Raw genomic sequence first — 14926 nt, forward strand, 5'->3', positions numbered from 1 at the left:
AAGAGCAATCCGATGAGCCAAGTTTCCGCAGTCCTCATTACCGGCGCCTCCACGGGCATCGGCGCCACCTATGCCGAACGGTTCGCGCGCCGCGGCCATGATCTCGCACTGGTCGCCCGCGACGCGGTGCGCATGGAAGCGCTTGCGGGCCGCCTGCGCCAGGAAACGGGAGTCACGATAGATATCCTCCAGGCCAATCTCACCCAGGCAACTGATCTTGCCAAGGTCGAGACGATGCTGCGCGACGATGCGCGCATCGGCGTCCTAGTCAACAATGCCGGAACGGCAATCGGAGGAAGCTTCGTCGACCAGAGTGTCGATGACATGACCAAGCTCGTTGCGCTCAATGCGACCGCACTCGTCCGACTTTCCAGCGCTATTGCTCCCCGTCTTGCCAAGGCAGGAGAGGGCGCGATCATCAATATCGGTTCGGTCGTCGGTCTAGCGCCAGAGTTCGGCATGACCGTCTACGGTGCGACGAAGGCTTTCGTACTCTTCCTGTCGCAGGGGCTGGCACACGAACTCGGGCCTAAGGGCGTGTACATCCAGGCCGTACTTCCCGCCACGACCCGCACCGAGATATGGGATCATGTCGGCGCAGACGTGAATGCCATGAGCAATGTCATGGAAGTGAGCGATCTGGTGGATGCCGCCCTCGTCGGCTTCGACAGTCGCGAGCCGGTCACCATCCCGCCGCTGCACGACGGCGGACAGTGGGACGCTTTCGATGGAGCCCGCAAAGCGATGCTCGGAAACCTTGTCAACGCGGTTCCGGCCGAACGCTATCGCACTCCCGCCTAAGCATTCCCATTAAGCCCCCACTGCAGAAGTAACATCACAGGTACATCATGACCCGCAGCCATCTTTTCGAACCCGCCGCCCTCGGCAACATCCCCTTTCAAACTGGGTCGTCATTGCGCCGCTCACACGTAACCGTGCAGGCGCGGGCTTCGTGCCCGGTACCCTGACCGCCGACTATTATGCCCAGCGCGCCTTGGCTGGCCTGATCATTACCGAAGCGACCCAAATTTCTTAGCAGTGGCAGGGCTATCAGGACACGCCGGGATCCACACGCCGGCGCAGAGATGCGCGCCGAAGGGCAGACTGAGGGAGATCTCCAAGCTGAGCGACGCTGGCCCCATCCGTCCGATCGTGGACAAGGTGTATCCCTTTGCGCAGACGCCAGAAGCCTTGGGTTATGTCGAGACCGGGCGGGCCAAGGGCAAGGTTGTTGTTGCCGTTTCGCAATGACCGTCTCGCCAGCAGCAGTAGCTCAATTCCACTAAAGCATGATATCCGCTTCCATGACTCTTGCGAGATGAGCGGACATTCTCCTTCCGGCCCCATTCTGGACGTTAGAATCTGACGCCTTTGTCCGACAAATAGCTATAGGAATGCTGATCTGAGACCCAACAAACCACGCCTAGATACCGTGTTCATAGCTCGACTTTCACGTCTTTTTTTGTTGTGCGAGATCAAAACAGGTTTTAGGTACTCTATCGGTCTATTTAACGTCCGTTTGATCCTTGAGTATTATATATGGGAATGAAATGAAAATCTTGTTCAATACCGTTATCGTCATCCTTGCGCTAACTTCCTTAGCCAATGCTGAACGAAAGCCAACCATTTTGGATCTCGTCGAGAAAGGATATGAAATCAAGTCATCAACAGGTAACTACGTTTTTCTCCAGAATGAAGAAAATATCTATATATGTTCATTTCTCCAGGTAAGTGAATATAATATCGCTTCAGGGGAGATTGATGCCATCAAATTCGATTGCGCTGCTGTTAAGTGATGCAAACGACTATGTTGGCGGTGGATGGCCTCGATACTTGTGCTGTTCAATATCGGGCCAGCAAACGCGGATGAAAAATAATGAAGTTCGTGGTTTTTATTATTGGTTTGGTTCAGATCCTAATTGGGTTGTTATTCATTGTTGATGCGTCGTCATTACAACGACTGATGCTTGGTACATTATCATTTGGGCTTGGATCTATTTGCTTCGGCCTAGCAGTGATCATTAGTCAGTTGGATAGAATTCGCGCAAGTTTGAAGGATTCCGGTCTCCAATAACGGATTGTTTATCCGCCGTTCGTTGGCTACCGGGTCGAACTAAAGGCATCCGAAGATGTTGGACAGATTGGCGAGCTGAAGCCAAAGGTGCGCGCGATACTGGTGTTGCAGTATAAGCCGATCATCAATGAAATTTTTATCAGGATCATTGCGTTGCGTTAAAAGTGTGCGGAGGCATGCTGCGGAAGAGGCGTAGGACGATTCTGCTCGAACTCTCTTAAGGGCGGCCCTGCCTTGTCCCATTATTCCCGAATATATCATCGGTATGAAGACGTGAATTTTATACCGGCAATCAACACAACTCCCGACGGCATAGCCACCGGTTCATATCCTCTGAAGTTGAACGGTATACACTCCATCGATAGGTGCGTTTCCTGACTGTCATCAGCTCGCCGTTTTATCTGTGAGCTGTTGCGCTCTTCTAAATTCTTAGCTGCACGCGAACGTGTTAATGGCCAGACAAAACAAGAGTGCGTACTGGCAACATAACCGCCTGAATTCGCAAGATCATAGCGTGGACCAGTGCGGTCGCGTCAACGGCATGTAAGAATATTGATCGAAGGGTACCAGCCTTTCCCGAATGCAACTCCTCGTAATTGCTGGTGTAAGCGTTGGCAATGCAGCTACTCCCAGGGGGTATATCTGCCAATTGGCCTCCGTAAAGGGGTTCGAGCGTAACAGTGATCGTTCCGGGAGTTGAAAGCTGTTTTACATCAATGAGTTGGTCACTTGCGCGGACCTGTCCACCTGCAATCACATCCTGCACCTCGGTTACAACCATTGGGATGATAGTAAATGGTTTACCTATACAGGTTGCTTCCGCAATCATGCCAGGCTTCATGACTTGCGCTTCTATCTGTCCAAAACCAGCAACGAGGCCAATCCGACCCGCGGTTTCTGGAACGAGCACCCCGGCTGGTCGAAGGAGCGGGTTAACGACTTCGCCGACCCGGAGTGTAAATTGCTGAACAGTTCCACTTACACCCGCCTTAACGATAGTTTTATTAAGCTCGACGTTCGCTTGTTCAGCTGATGCAACCGCACTCGCTTTCTGTGCTGGAAGCAACCTAGCGAGTTTTGTTTCGAGCGTCTGTTTGGTGGCTGCTGCTGCGGCAAGCTCGCTGGCTTTACCATCAGCAATTGACTGCAGCCTTTCAACCTCGTTTCGGGCCGCAACGTTGCGACGTTGCAGTTCGGCTTGGGTGTTTACGTCATTCTTCGCCTGCAGGAATGCCGCCTCAGCCTGCTTGATACGCGCGTCAGCTGCGACGAGATCACTTTTAGCGACGAGCATCTCTGCATCCAGCTCGGCGATACGCTTTTGCGCTGTTTCTAGCGCCGCCTTCTGCTCACTATTATCCAGTTTGAACAGCGGCTCTCCAGCTTTAACCATCTGATTTCGGGTCACATAAACCTCATCTACACGTCCACTTATTTCGGGAAGGATTGTTACCGTCCGGAATGCTGCTGTGGCATTAGACGTGGAGGGGTGAAAGTAAAAGATCATGGTGATCAAGGAGACTGTAAGGATGATGCAGGCAGTGATCCCCCATCTCAGTTCAAACCAAACGGAGTAAATCGTAATCTCTCGCCCTATCCGTTTCCCTTGACGATACCGACGGAACAGATAGTCCGGCAATATCGTGACCAATGAGCAAAGCAAAAACTCAAACATTATTGTTGCTCCTGCTTTTTCTCTTCGGTCTCCCTGGCTGCATTATTGATGATTTGTGCGGTATTGGCAGTTTCCGTCATGGCGGGTGCGGCACCCGTCGACGGCCCCATGCCCGATGGGGGGGGCGCACTCGTCCGAGTTGCCGCTATCGCTGTAGCGTTAACTCCCTGTCGGGTGAGAATACGCAAAGATCTGGCCATCGAGGTAATTGGAGAAAGAAAATCCGGTAGCTCTGTCATCGCAATCAATAATGCTGCGATCCAAAAAATCTGGTTGTGGGTGAAGAGCGAGATCAGCCCTAGAACCGCAACCAACTGAATTTGAACCTTATGTGTCCGATGCGCGATATGTTCCGGCAGCGCGTGGAGCCTCAAGTAAAGAATACCGGTTAAAAACACCACGCAAACAAGAAAGACGATCACGATGTTCAGCAGTACATCGGTCTGTCCAGGTGGAGTAATAAACGCGGGTAGATGCCCAACGGCCGCTTTGTGCACGGCGCCCGATCCTTGATCCATGCTGATCCAGCTCCCCATGGTCGGCTCATGCCAAGCGCCTCATCAAAGATGATGACAATAAGGAGCGCTTTGATCCGCCAACTCTTCTACTCGAGAATGCCAACGTAACCAAGTTATTCAGTATTGCTAATAATATACTCTAAATTCAAGGCCTCGTATAGTAGGCTTTATTTTTGCAGTTGGCGCCCATTAAAGACTGTGAAGAATGCAGAGCTAACTCTAGCGTGCTATGGGAGCACGAGGCTGACAGGGCGGTAGAAATGGTTTCCAGGTTTTTATCAATCGCCGGTCAGGGCGATGCACGCCACCGGATGAAGCGGGGAGACCATTCGGCGCGTCCATGTAGCAGAGATAGTAGCTATAAAAAAAATCGGAAATACATTATTATGTGACCGGGATGTAGGCTGAACGCATTGCACAAATGAATAGCCATAGCACTTTCTTTGTCGTTACTTCAGTCTGCTAAAAACTGTCGCCGTATGAATGGTTCGGGCTTTTTCTTTGATGGCTTTGAACACGCAAGATGGGAGGTCGGGTTGACGCACCATGATTTCTCGTGCCGCAGTTATCAGCCTTACTGCCGTTTCCCTCAAGGCTTATGCGTCGACTATATATGGCGGGATGTTGACGTTCCCAGCCCGGAGTACTGACATGGGAACTGTGTTGGCCCTGCGAAATTGTGCGTTAGCGTTGGTCACATTCATCGTGTTGTCCATTTTACAGAGTTCCGGTTGGGCACAGGACGCTCCCTCGGAGGTGCCGCCTGAGAAAGTAAGACAGCTTCTCGAAGTGCTCAATGAGCCAGATGTTAAGGCGTGGCTGCAAAGTAAAGCCGCTCCGCAGTCCGAAGTGGCGCCCGCGCTTTCGGACACCTTTGCAAGTTGGGAAACAGCAGTTCGGAGCCGTATCACCGGTCTCATTGCTGCTGTGCCACGCATCCCTCACGAACTTGCAAACGCTTCAGACGTAGTCGCCCGTGACGTTAATAACGGCAGACCAGGGATGGTCGTTCTCATTCTGGCTGTGCTGATGGCCGTTGGGTTCGGCGCTGAATGGCTCGTTCGGCAATGGCTGCCGAAGGAAGCTTTATCTTACGGGCGGAATTCGATTCCGCAGGCAATCTTGGTGAATCTGGCCGCTTTGCTGACCTTTTCGTTAGCCAGTATCGGCTCATTCCTGATATTGGGATGGCCACCGTTGTTGCGGAGGATTGTATTGACCCTCCTCGTAGCTGTTATCGCCTTCCGCTTTGTTCGGAGCGTCTGCACCCCCGCCTCTGTTCACCTTGCTATCCAGCCCTCAGCGTCGCCAGATCAGACATCTTATGAAATGCGAAATGACACGATTTCCGACCTGCAAGCGGCTGCAGGTAGCATCGCGACGGCGTGCTTCTGGAGTCGACGCATTGCCATTATGGCGGGAATCTTCTTGTTCGGCTGGGCAATAGTCAGCCTCATGCGCGCTGTCGGCTTTTCGCCAGAAGTTGCACAGATCGTGTCACTTCTGCTTGGTCTTGGACTGCTGCCTGTCGCGATTGACGTGATATGGCGTCGTCCGGGCCCCCGCCCATCGGCTTTGAAAGCAACGTTGCTAACCCTCTTTCTGATAGCCCTCTGGTTGATCTGGGTCGGTGGAATGCTGGGGCTCCTGTGGATCGGCATCTATGCACTTGTGCTACCGCCCGTTCTGCGCGGTGCAGGGCGTTTGGCGCAGGCGTTTGCCGGTAATGACAAGCCAACTGGAGCTATAGGTGTAATATTCGATGTCATTGTCGCTAGAGGGGCGAGGGCGTTGGTCATTGGAGCAGCAGTCGTCTGGCTGGCTTATTTGTGGAAGTTCAGCGTCGCGGCATTGTCTGGGAACGGGCTCGGCGAGCGTTTGGTCAACGGCTTTTTCAACGCCATCATCATCCTGGTCGTGGCCGACTTGCTTTGGCAGTTGTCGAAGGCGTTGATCGACTTTCAGTTAAGGCCTGTCGATCCAGCCGATAGCAGCGTCGCGGCGATAGCGCGTTCGGGCCGGCTGCGTACATTGCTACCGATATTTCGCAATGCGCTTGCCGCATTCATTGCCGTCGTGGCCGTGTTGACAATTTTATCGGGCATGGGCGTACAAATACTGCCATTGATCGCAGGAGCCGGCATCTTCGGCGTCGCCATTGGCTTTGGCTCGCAAACGCTTGTCAAAGACATCTTGAGCGGGGTTTTCTATATGCTCGATGACGCGTTCCGTGTCGGAGAGTACATCCAGAGCGGGTCGTACAAGGGAACGGTGGAATCCTTCAGTCTACGCTCTATAAGGCTGCGGCACCATCGCGGTCCGGTCTTCACTGTGCCGTTCGGCCAGCTTGGCGCTATTCAGAACATGAGCCGCGATTGGGTGATCGAAAAGATGACAATCGGGGTTACCCACGACTCTGACGTTGAACTGGCCCGCAAACTGATCAAGAAAATCGGTCAGGAATTGGCCGAAGATCCCGAGTTCGCGGCCGATACGATCGAGCCGTTGAAGATGCAAGGTATCGATAGTTTCGGTGAGTACTCAATCATCCTGCGAACGAAACTGATGACCAAACCTGGGACACAGTTCGGTATAAAACGCCGGGCCAACATGATGATCAAGAAGGCTTTCGAAGAAAACGGCATTAAGATTGCTTATCCGAAAGTTCACGTGGAGGGAGGCAGTGAGACGGCTGCGGCAAGTCACGAGATCATGCGCAAGATGCACGCACAAGCAGCGGCAACAGAAGAGAAAACATAATTAATTTCAACTGTGTGAGCGCTGACGAGCTAGGTTCTGGTGACAAAGTGGATTCTCAAATCAGTTGAAGCATGATTCCAAACTGTCTTTTAGGAGGCGGGTTTGGCGCGTGGCGATCTGACGGATTTGGAATGGAGGATCATTGAGGGGCTGCTGCCTACCGAGCGCGGCAGGAATTCTCGGCCCTCTCATGACAACCGACTATATCTCAACGGAATGCTGCATGTTCTGCGGATCGGCTGCGCCTGGCGCGACATGCACGAGCGCTACGGCAAGTGGAACTCCATCTATGTTCGCTTCCCTCGTTGGGCGGAACAAGGCGTGTGGGATGGACTTCTCGAAACGCTTGTCGAGTTGGGGCTAACCGACGACTGGCAGCACATGATCGATAGCACCACGGTTCGAGGCCATTCACAGGCAGCGGGCGCTAAAGGGGGACTTATAAGGAGGCTTTTGGTCAATCACGCGGTGGCTTTACGACAAAAATCCACGCCCGCGCAGACGGACAAGGACGCCCTCTCGGCTTCATCCTGACCGGAACCGAAGATCTTGACTGGCAATCTGAAAACAGATGCATTGTACCCGCAGAGACTGTTAAATGTTCTTTAATGTCAACTCTAAATGAAATTGATCAATACACTCTTAGAGCTGCCGAAGTGCGCGCAGATCATCCAGCGTTTGCGTGCCAAGCATGATCATTGCTAATCTCAATTCCTGAAGAAGCATGTCGAACAAGGCTTTTGCGCCCTGCTCGCCGCCGGAGGCCAAACCCCATAAAGGCAGGCGACCAATCATAACGCCATCGGCGCCCAACGCGATTAACTTCAAAATATCCGTACCGCGCATGACGCCACTGTCGGCCAACAATTGCAGTCTATTGCCGACAGCCTGACGGATTGAGGGCAGGACCTGCACCGGGGTCGGTGCGATGTCCAGATTGCGACCACCGTGGGCGGAAATGACCAACCCGTCTATACCGGTCTTGACCGCTTGCTCTGCATCTTCGGGGCTTAGAATGCCCTTCAGGATCAGTTTACCGCCCCACCAGCTGCGCAATTGGTCGATATCGTCCCAGGTGAGATTGCTCTCCAGAGCAACATCTTTCTGTATCGCCGCGCGCGTCAGTGAACCGCGAAACTCCGGCGGGTAATTGCCGTAAGTCGGCATTCCTGATGTCAGCAGATAGCGCAACATGACCGAAGCAAACCAGCGAGGATGCAGTGCAACATCGGCAGTTCCCTTCAACGTAACCTTGAAAGGTACCGCAAACCGATTGCGCTGGTTATATTCACGTTTCGGGCCGACGGGCGTATCCGTTGTAACGACAAGCGTGTCAATACCATGATCCCGGGCGCGCGCGAGGAGTTGTCGCGTCAGTTCCCGGTTCTTCCAGACATAGAGTTGAAACCACAGGTCGGCATCCGCTGATGCGGATCTTATCTCTCCGATGGATGAGATCGCTTGTGTCGCTGCGCAATAAGGAATCCCCGTTGCCGCTCCGGCGCGTGCCAATTGCCCTTCGCCTTGATAGGCAAGCATGCCCGCAAGAGCGGTTGGGGCAATAACGATGGGTGTGGAATATTTTTTGCCAAGCATTGTGGTTGAGAGGTCCGGTTCCGTTGTTCCCCTCAGAACTCTCGGCTCAAGCCGGATACGGTCGAGGTCCTGACGAAGATTGCCGAGCGCCAGCTCGTCCTCTGTGCCCCGGTCGATATATTCGAAAAGGCCCTTTGGCAAAAACCTGCGCGCAGCCTCGCGATATTCCGCAGCATTCAACAAGCTATTCATGATCTATCTGCTGGCTATCATCCAAAGAACTTCAGCATCGTCGTCGCCTTCTGAAACCCACAGATGATCGATATTGGCGTCGTAATAGACCGATTCACCGGCAGTCAGACGTAGCGGCTCGTACGCATGGCTGTGCATGACGATGGTGCCGCTGAGAATGTAGAGAAATATCTCGCTATCGGAGCGTGCCCACTCGCCATATTCTTCAATGGAGCGTGCGGTGATACGCGTGCGGATTGGCAACATTCTTTTGCCGCGCAGATCGGCAGACAACAGCTGGTTATCGCATGTGTTGGTATCGTGACGCCGACCTTCACCGGTCAGGTTGACACTGCGCCGGGCAAGTATTTGCGGGATTGGCTCCCCGTTGAGCAGGCTCGTGATTTCAAGGTCGAGGCCCTCAGAAATCCGCTGCAAGGTGCCGATTGTTGGCGAGAGTTCGCCACGTTCGATTTTTGAAAAAGCAGAGGTTGAAACGCCGGTTAGTCGCGAGGCTTCCTGAAGTGTCAGCCCACGGCCTTTGCGAATGGAGTGCAAACGATTGCCGACTTCATCCAGACTGAAGGATCCGCTCTTTGGTTTCAAGGCGGTGGCGCTTTGCAGGATCGATTCCTGGATCATCGCTCCCGATGTGGAGCCAACCACTCGAATATCCCCGACTGCTTGATCTTTAAGTGATGACATAACGTTGAAAAAATCCATTACGGTCAATGTGTTCGCTTGTCCCATAAACTACCGAGAACCACTATCAAAGTCAATTTTTCCCTTAATATCATATTTTTATCGTATCATATAATTTTTCCACCAATTGCTTGACATCTGAACAATTGTGTCGTTTTAATCTGGAAAATGTAATTTTGTTGCAGATCGACCAGTGCCTGCGCACTTTCTGCAACGCACAATGAGGTGGAACCAGCATGCTAGACCAAAGCCAAATCCGTGGACTCTACACTGCGATTGTCACGCCACTCAGCAAGGACGGCGATGTAGACCATGCGGCTTTAGACGAGCTTGTCCGCTTCCAGCTGGATGCAGGTGCGTCGGGTGTCGTGCCTATTGGTGGTACGGGTGAGTTTCCGGCGCTGTCGCGCGATGAGCGCCGCGCGGTGGTGGAAACCTGTGTCGCTGCCGCGAATGGCAAGCCGGTCATTCCCGGTGTTCTCAATCCGGGTTACGAAGATGCCGTCGAAACCGGTAAGGATTTCCTCGCTGCAGGCGCGGCAGCCGTGATGGTGGTGACGCCTTATTATGCGCCGCCGAGCCAGGAAGGAATGCGCGACTATTTCCGTTCCTACAGAAATGCCGTTGATCTTCCAATTCTTCTCTACCAAATTCCGCGCCGCACCGGCGTCAGCATCAGTCCTGAAAGCATCGCCGAGCTTGCCGAAGACGGCACGGCTATTGGCATCAAGTTCTCGCATTATGACATGCCGGAATTCATTCGCACCGTCAAACTAGCAGGTGACAAGCTGGCGGTGTTGAGTGGCGAGGAGCCTCTATTCGCAACGCATATGGCTATCGGCGCCGTGGGCGGGGTGCTTGCATCGGCGACGATCTATCCGAAAATCTGGCTGGAAATCATGGAGTTGAGCCGAAACGGCAAGCTCAAGGAAGCGCTCGCCCTGCAGAGTAAAATTGATGCTGTGACCGATGCGATTTACTCGGAAACCAATCCGGGGCCATTGAAGGTCTTCATGGAACTGGCAGGGCGCCCTGTCGGCCCGTCGCGCAAGCCGCTGGAAGCCCCGGCAGCGGAAACGATGAGCCGGCTGGTTGCGGCTGCCGAACTGGCCAAAAGTAACGCACTCGCCTGATCTGTTGAGCGATGATCGAAGAGCTTCGTAAAATCGTTGGCGATGTCGGGCTGATTACTGATCAGAACGACATGCTGCCCTATCTTCAGGATTGGCGGGGCCGAAAGACCGGTCATGCCAGATGCGTGGTCCTGCCTGCATCCACGGATGCCGTTGCCGAGGTCGTCAAGCTTGCGGCTGCTCATAACGAGCCGATCTTCCCACAGGGCGGAAACACTGGTCTTTGTTTCGGCGCGGTGCCTGAGGCCGACGATGCCGCAAAGCCGGGTATCGTTCTGTCTTTGAAGCGCATGAACCGCGTCCGCGATATCGACCGGATCAGCAATCTGGCTACAGTGGATGCTGGCGTGATCCTGGCAAATCTGCATGACCTTGCAGAAGCGCAGGATCGCCGTTTCCCGCTTTATCTGGGAAGCGACGGCTCCGCGCAGATTGGCGGGCTGATCTCCACCAATGCCGGTGGTACCGGTGTGGTCCGCTATGGCCCGATGCGTGATCTCGTAGCCGGTCTGGAAGTTGTCCTGGCGGATGGCTCGATCCTGTCAGATCTCAAGGGTCTCAAGAAGAACAATACCGGTTATCAGCTTCGGCAGTTGTTCATCGGTGCGGAAGGCACATTGGGCATTGTGACTGGCGCGACCCTGCGTCTGCATCCGCCTTTGCGTAGCCGCGCTCATGCATGGATAGCCTGCGCTGCGCCGTCCGATGCGACGGCGCTGCTCGCCATGTTCCGCGATATGGCAGGCGATACGATCGAAGCTTTCGAACTTGTATCGCGGTCGCAATATGCGCTCGTCGTGCGTCATGTTGAACGGGTAAAAATTCCATTCGCCAGCGTGCCTGAATGGTCGTTGATGGTGGAACTGGGCAGCAGCTCGGCAAGTGCAGATCTCGATGCCGTTCTGAGCGATGTTCTGGAGCGGGGGTTGGAGGCTGGGCTGGTCCAGGATGCAGTCATCGCTCAATCCGAGGGGCAGGCGCAGGATATCTGGCACGTCCGCCATTCGGTTTCAGAAGCGAATAAGAAGGAAGGTGTGGGTATCGTGCACGATATTTGCGTGCGGGTTTCCGATGTGCCTGCCTTTATCGAAGCGGCGGATATTGTTGCAGCCGAAAAATGGCCGAATGCGGTGCCGATGGTCGTATGCCACCTTGGCGACGGCAATGTTCATTACACGATGATGTTCCAGCGTTCGGATGTGCCTTCCGGCGATCAGGGCGACGTGTTCGCGCTCGAAGTAGAACAGGCGTTTCATGACGTCGCCATGCAATTCGAGGGAACGATCAGTGCCGAACATGGCATCGGTCGCAAGCTTACCAGCGAAATTGACCGCTTGAGTAATCCCGTTCAGTTGCGTGCCATGCAGCAGGTGCGAACTCTTTTCGATCCGCATAACACGGTGAACCCCGGCGTGCTTCTTCCGCACGTGGCGACATAACCAATTTGCCAAATCGGCACTAGCTCTGAGCCCGGGAGTTCTAAACGGGCCAAATAATGGAGGGAACAGATGGTTAATAGACGTAATTTTGCCGGCCTCGTTGGAATTGGTGCCGCCGCCGCCGTTGCATCCAGCTTGTCCAAGCCTGCTCTGGCGCAGTCGAGCGATGAGAGCACCTGGGATAAGATCATGCGCACCAAGAAACTGCGCATCGGTGCTGTCGCGACGGGTGCGCCCTGGACGATGAAGAACGTCGCCTCGGGTGAATGGAGCGGCCAGTTCATCGCAATGGGCCGCGCGCTTGCGCAGGATATGGGTGTCGAACTGGAAATAGTGGAAACCCAATGGGGCAACGCGATCATGGACTTGCAGGCCAACAAGGTTGACGTCATGTTCGGCATGAACCTGACTCCAGCGCGTGCGCTGGTGGTAGATTTTACCACGACGGTCTACGAGTCAGCGCTCGTGGTCATCGCCAAACCTGGCTATGAACCCAAGACGTGGGAAGATATGAACAAGCCTGAAGCCAAGCTCGGCGTGGATGTTGGCTCCGCACATGATCAGATTCTCACCCGCATGTGCCCGAATGCCCAGATCTCGCGTTTCAAGACGCTGGATGATGCCAGCATGGCGCTGCGTTCCGGTCGTATTGACGCCCAGTGCCTGTTCTGGATGGGTGCGGTGCGTGCAGTAAAGCGCGATCCGAAAATCGGCAGTGTGGTCGTGCCGCAGCCCTTGTTCGGCTCGACATCGAATGCTTGCATTCGGCGAGAAAAAGACAAAACGCTTCGCGACTTCCTCGACAACTGGATCACCTATGCCAAATATATGGGGCTCATCCGCACCGCAGTGCTGGATAGTCTTGCGGCGGTCGATCTGTCGATCAGCGACATTCCCGAAGGCGTCACGTTCTAAAATCGTGCTCGCAAGCGTCGGACAGCCTATGCAGTCCGGCGCGCTTCGTTCGCTTTTAAACGGTTGTGGCTCGGGAAGCTTCCGATCCAGTCATTCTATCGCACGCTGCGCGCATCTGAGTAATGCCCCACCGCTGTGTGCTTCTTTCCATACAGGAATATGGCCATGTACGATTGGGACTTTGGCGTAATATGGAACTATCGCTGGTTGTTTGCACAAGGCACGATGATAACGGTCCTGCTCACGTTGGCCGTCATCGTGCTAGGCTTGCTGGCAGGTCTGGTCGCAGGTCTGGCGCAGCTTTCCAGATGGCGCGTTCTACGCAGTATTTCTTGGTTCTATATTGAAGTTTTTCGCTGTACGCCATTGCTGGTGCAGTTGCTCTGGGTCTACTACGCCCTGCCCATGCTGGTCGGGATTGAAATGTCGGCAACCACAGCCGCAATTTTGACCCTGTCGCTTTATGGCGGTTCGTTCTACGCCGAAGTCATTCGCGGCGGTATTATTTCCATAGATAGCGGCCAGTCAGAAGCCGGACAGGCGCTGGGGATGCGCCCGATCCAGGTGATGCGTCGCATCGTGTTGCCGCAAGCTTTCAAGCGCATGATCCCGCCATTGATGAATCAATCGATCATCCAGTTTAAGAACACATCGCTTGTCTCCGTACTCACCGTTCCGGACCTGCTTTATATGGGTCAGGTTGCGGCGACCGAAACTTATCGCCCGCTCGAAATTTATACGACGATTGCCGTCATCTATTTTGTGGTGCTGGTGCCTCTGACAGCTGTCGTCAAACGTACCGAAAACAAGCTGGCAAAAGGGGATTGATTGATGACCACGTCAAAACTGGAAGCCGGTAACGTCAAGATTGAAGTCAAGGGCTTGAGCAAGAGCTTTGGCACGTTGACAGTTCTCCGCGACATCACAATGACTATCGGTCAGGGAGAAGTTGTGTCACTGATCGGACCATCAGGGTCAGGTAAGTCCACATTGCTGCGCTGCATCAATCTGCTGAATACGCCAGATGGTGGTGCATTGCGGGTCGGTGCGGACGCATTTGAATTCGGTCCCCGAAAAAAAATTCCTAGCACGCGCCAGCAGGCGGATTTTCGCCGGAAGACCGGCATGGTCTTCCAGCATTTCAATCTGTTCCCACATATGACAGTACTGCAGAACGTTATGGAAGGTCCCGTCACCGTCAAGAAGATGCCGAAGCGTGATGCGGAAGCATTAGCGCGCAAGCTGCTCGGTAAAGTGGGGCTTGCCGAAAAAGCGGGCGAGTTTCCTTCCAGGCTTTCCGGTGGCCAAAAGCAGCGCGTCGCCATCGCCCGTGCCTTGGCAATGGAACCAAGCGTGATGCTGTTCGACGAGGCCACGTCGGCGCTCGATCCTGAACTGGTCGCGGAAGTCCTGCAGGTGATGCGAGATCTGGTGGCCGAAGGCATGACGATGATTATCGTTACGCATGAAATTGCCTTTGCCCGCGATGTGGCCGACCGTGTCGTGTTCATGCGCGACGGCGTGATCGTCGAGGAGGGGCCGGCGCGTGACATGATCGACAATCCACAACAGCCCGCGACACAGGCATTCCTGTCACATTTTCACAATCGTGGCTAAATTAGCTCACAAACAACCTCAAAATGTTCCTAGTGGTAATTTGTGTTCTTAACAGGGGCTCGCGCGACGATTTGATTTGCCTTAAATGACGCGGTTGAAATCGCGGCCGGCTGAATCATAACCAATCTATCCGCATCAAATCCCTAGCCTGTAAGAAGCATATTCGTCGATGGTTCGGGTAAGCTAATCAGATTGCCGCAGCTCAGGATGGGGACGTACAGTGGATCTTTTGCATACTTTTCGTCAGAGATGGCGGGATGAAGCAATTCTGAAGCTTACGGAAATTAGCGGTATGCTTGAAGTTCATATCCGTTTAAGGCGAAGGA

The 14926-nt window shown here is 53.9% G+C and carries 13 protein-coding genes and 2 pseudogenes; 11 read left to right on the forward strand and 4 right to left on the reverse strand.

Annotated elements, in window-relative coordinates; genetic code table 11:
* The first annotated feature begins 12 nt into the window (after positions 1-12).
* From QLQ11_RS20620 to QLQ11_RS20635, 4 genes and pseudogenes are all read left to right on the forward strand, one after another.
* Complete coding sequence (locus QLQ11_RS20620; RefSeq protein ID WP_283735587.1) at positions 13-801, forward strand: SDR family oxidoreductase; 789 nt, start codon at positions 13-15, stop codon at positions 799-801.
* 47 nt (positions 802-848) lie between these two features.
* Positions 849-1033: pseudogene (locus QLQ11_RS20625) on the forward strand (alkene reductase); the annotation flags it as partial.
* Between the two features lie 52 nt (positions 1034-1085).
* Positions 1086-1251 (forward strand): annotated as a pseudogene (locus QLQ11_RS20630) (zinc-binding dehydrogenase); the annotation flags it as partial.
* A gap of 299 nt (positions 1252-1550) precedes the next feature.
* Entirely contained in the window at positions 1551-1796 is a 246-nt protein-coding gene (locus QLQ11_RS20635) for a hypothetical protein (RefSeq protein ID WP_124915744.1), read from the forward strand.
* Between the two features lie 726 nt (positions 1797-2522).
* Here the strand turns inward: QLQ11_RS20635 and QLQ11_RS20640 are convergent.
* On the reverse strand, positions 2523-3749 hold the full coding sequence (locus QLQ11_RS20640; RefSeq protein ID WP_171319399.1) for an HlyD family secretion protein: 1227 nt from the start codon (positions 3747-3749) through the stop codon (positions 2523-2525).
* Complete coding sequence (locus QLQ11_RS20645) at positions 3749-4267, reverse strand: hypothetical protein (RefSeq protein WP_235942997.1); 519 nt, start codon at positions 4265-4267, stop codon at positions 3749-3751. The genes QLQ11_RS20640 and QLQ11_RS20645 overlap by 1 nt, the downstream gene beginning before the upstream one ends.
* Positions 4268-4918: 651 nt before the next feature.
* Here QLQ11_RS20645 and QLQ11_RS20650 point away from each other — a divergent pair.
* On the forward strand, positions 4919-7027 hold the full coding sequence (locus QLQ11_RS20650; RefSeq protein WP_283735586.1) for a mechanosensitive ion channel family protein: 2109 nt from the start codon (positions 4919-4921) through the stop codon (positions 7025-7027).
* Positions 7028-7129: 102 nt separating this feature from the next.
* Positions 7130-7561 (forward strand): IS5 family transposase, encoded by a 432-nt coding sequence (locus QLQ11_RS20655; RefSeq protein WP_235942996.1) that lies wholly within the window; start codon positions 7130-7132, stop codon positions 7559-7561.
* A gap of 108 nt (positions 7562-7669) precedes the next feature.
* On the opposite strand, the gene QLQ11_RS20660 is transcribed toward QLQ11_RS20655, so the two are convergent.
* Together QLQ11_RS20660 and QLQ11_RS20665 are read right to left on the reverse strand one after the other, a co-directional pair.
* A complete protein-coding gene (locus QLQ11_RS20660) occupies positions 7670-8815 on the reverse strand; it encodes an alpha-hydroxy acid oxidase (RefSeq protein ID WP_283735585.1) in 1146 nt (381 codons plus the stop codon).
* 3 nt (positions 8816-8818) lie between these two features.
* Positions 8819-9517 (reverse strand): helix-turn-helix domain-containing protein, encoded by a 699-nt coding sequence (locus QLQ11_RS20665; RefSeq protein ID WP_078340575.1) that lies wholly within the window; start codon positions 9515-9517, stop codon positions 8819-8821.
* A gap of 215 nt (positions 9518-9732) precedes the next feature.
* Here QLQ11_RS20665 and dapA point away from each other — a divergent pair, with 215 nt between their 5' ends.
* The 5 genes from dapA to QLQ11_RS20690 all read left to right on the forward strand — a co-directional run bounded on the left by dapA (position 9733) and on the right by QLQ11_RS20690 (position 14600).
* Positions 9733-10629 (forward strand): 4-hydroxy-tetrahydrodipicolinate synthase, encoded by an 897-nt coding sequence (gene dapA / locus QLQ11_RS20670; RefSeq protein ID WP_283735584.1) that lies wholly within the window; start codon positions 9733-9735, stop codon positions 10627-10629.
* Positions 10630-10640: 11 nt separating this feature from the next.
* Positions 10641-12068, forward strand: coding sequence for an FAD-binding oxidoreductase (locus tag QLQ11_RS20675; protein WP_283735583.1), 1428 nt, complete (start codon positions 10641-10643; stop codon positions 12066-12068).
* A gap of 69 nt (positions 12069-12137) precedes the next feature.
* Positions 12138-12983 carry a transporter substrate-binding domain-containing protein gene (locus tag QLQ11_RS20680; protein ID WP_283735582.1) on the forward strand — a complete coding sequence of 282 codons (846 nt, stop codon included), beginning with the start codon at positions 12138-12140 and terminating at the stop codon, positions 12981-12983.
* A 165-nt stretch (positions 12984-13148) separates the two neighbouring features.
* Complete coding sequence (locus tag QLQ11_RS20685) at positions 13149-13811, forward strand: amino acid ABC transporter permease (RefSeq protein ID WP_078340571.1); 663 nt, start codon at positions 13149-13151, stop codon at positions 13809-13811.
* A gap of 3 nt (positions 13812-13814) precedes the next feature.
* The gene (locus QLQ11_RS20690) at positions 13815-14600 is read left to right on the forward strand and encodes an amino acid ABC transporter ATP-binding protein (RefSeq protein WP_283735580.1); all 786 of its coding nucleotides are present in this window, start codon (positions 13815-13817) and stop codon (positions 14598-14600) included.
* The last annotated feature ends 326 nt before the right edge of the window (positions 14601-14926 follow it).

Source organism: Ochrobactrum sp. SSR (genome assembly GCF_030067775.1).
In the GTDB taxonomy this organism is placed as follows: domain Bacteria; phylum Pseudomonadota; class Alphaproteobacteria; order Rhizobiales; family Rhizobiaceae; genus Brucella; species Brucella teleogrylli.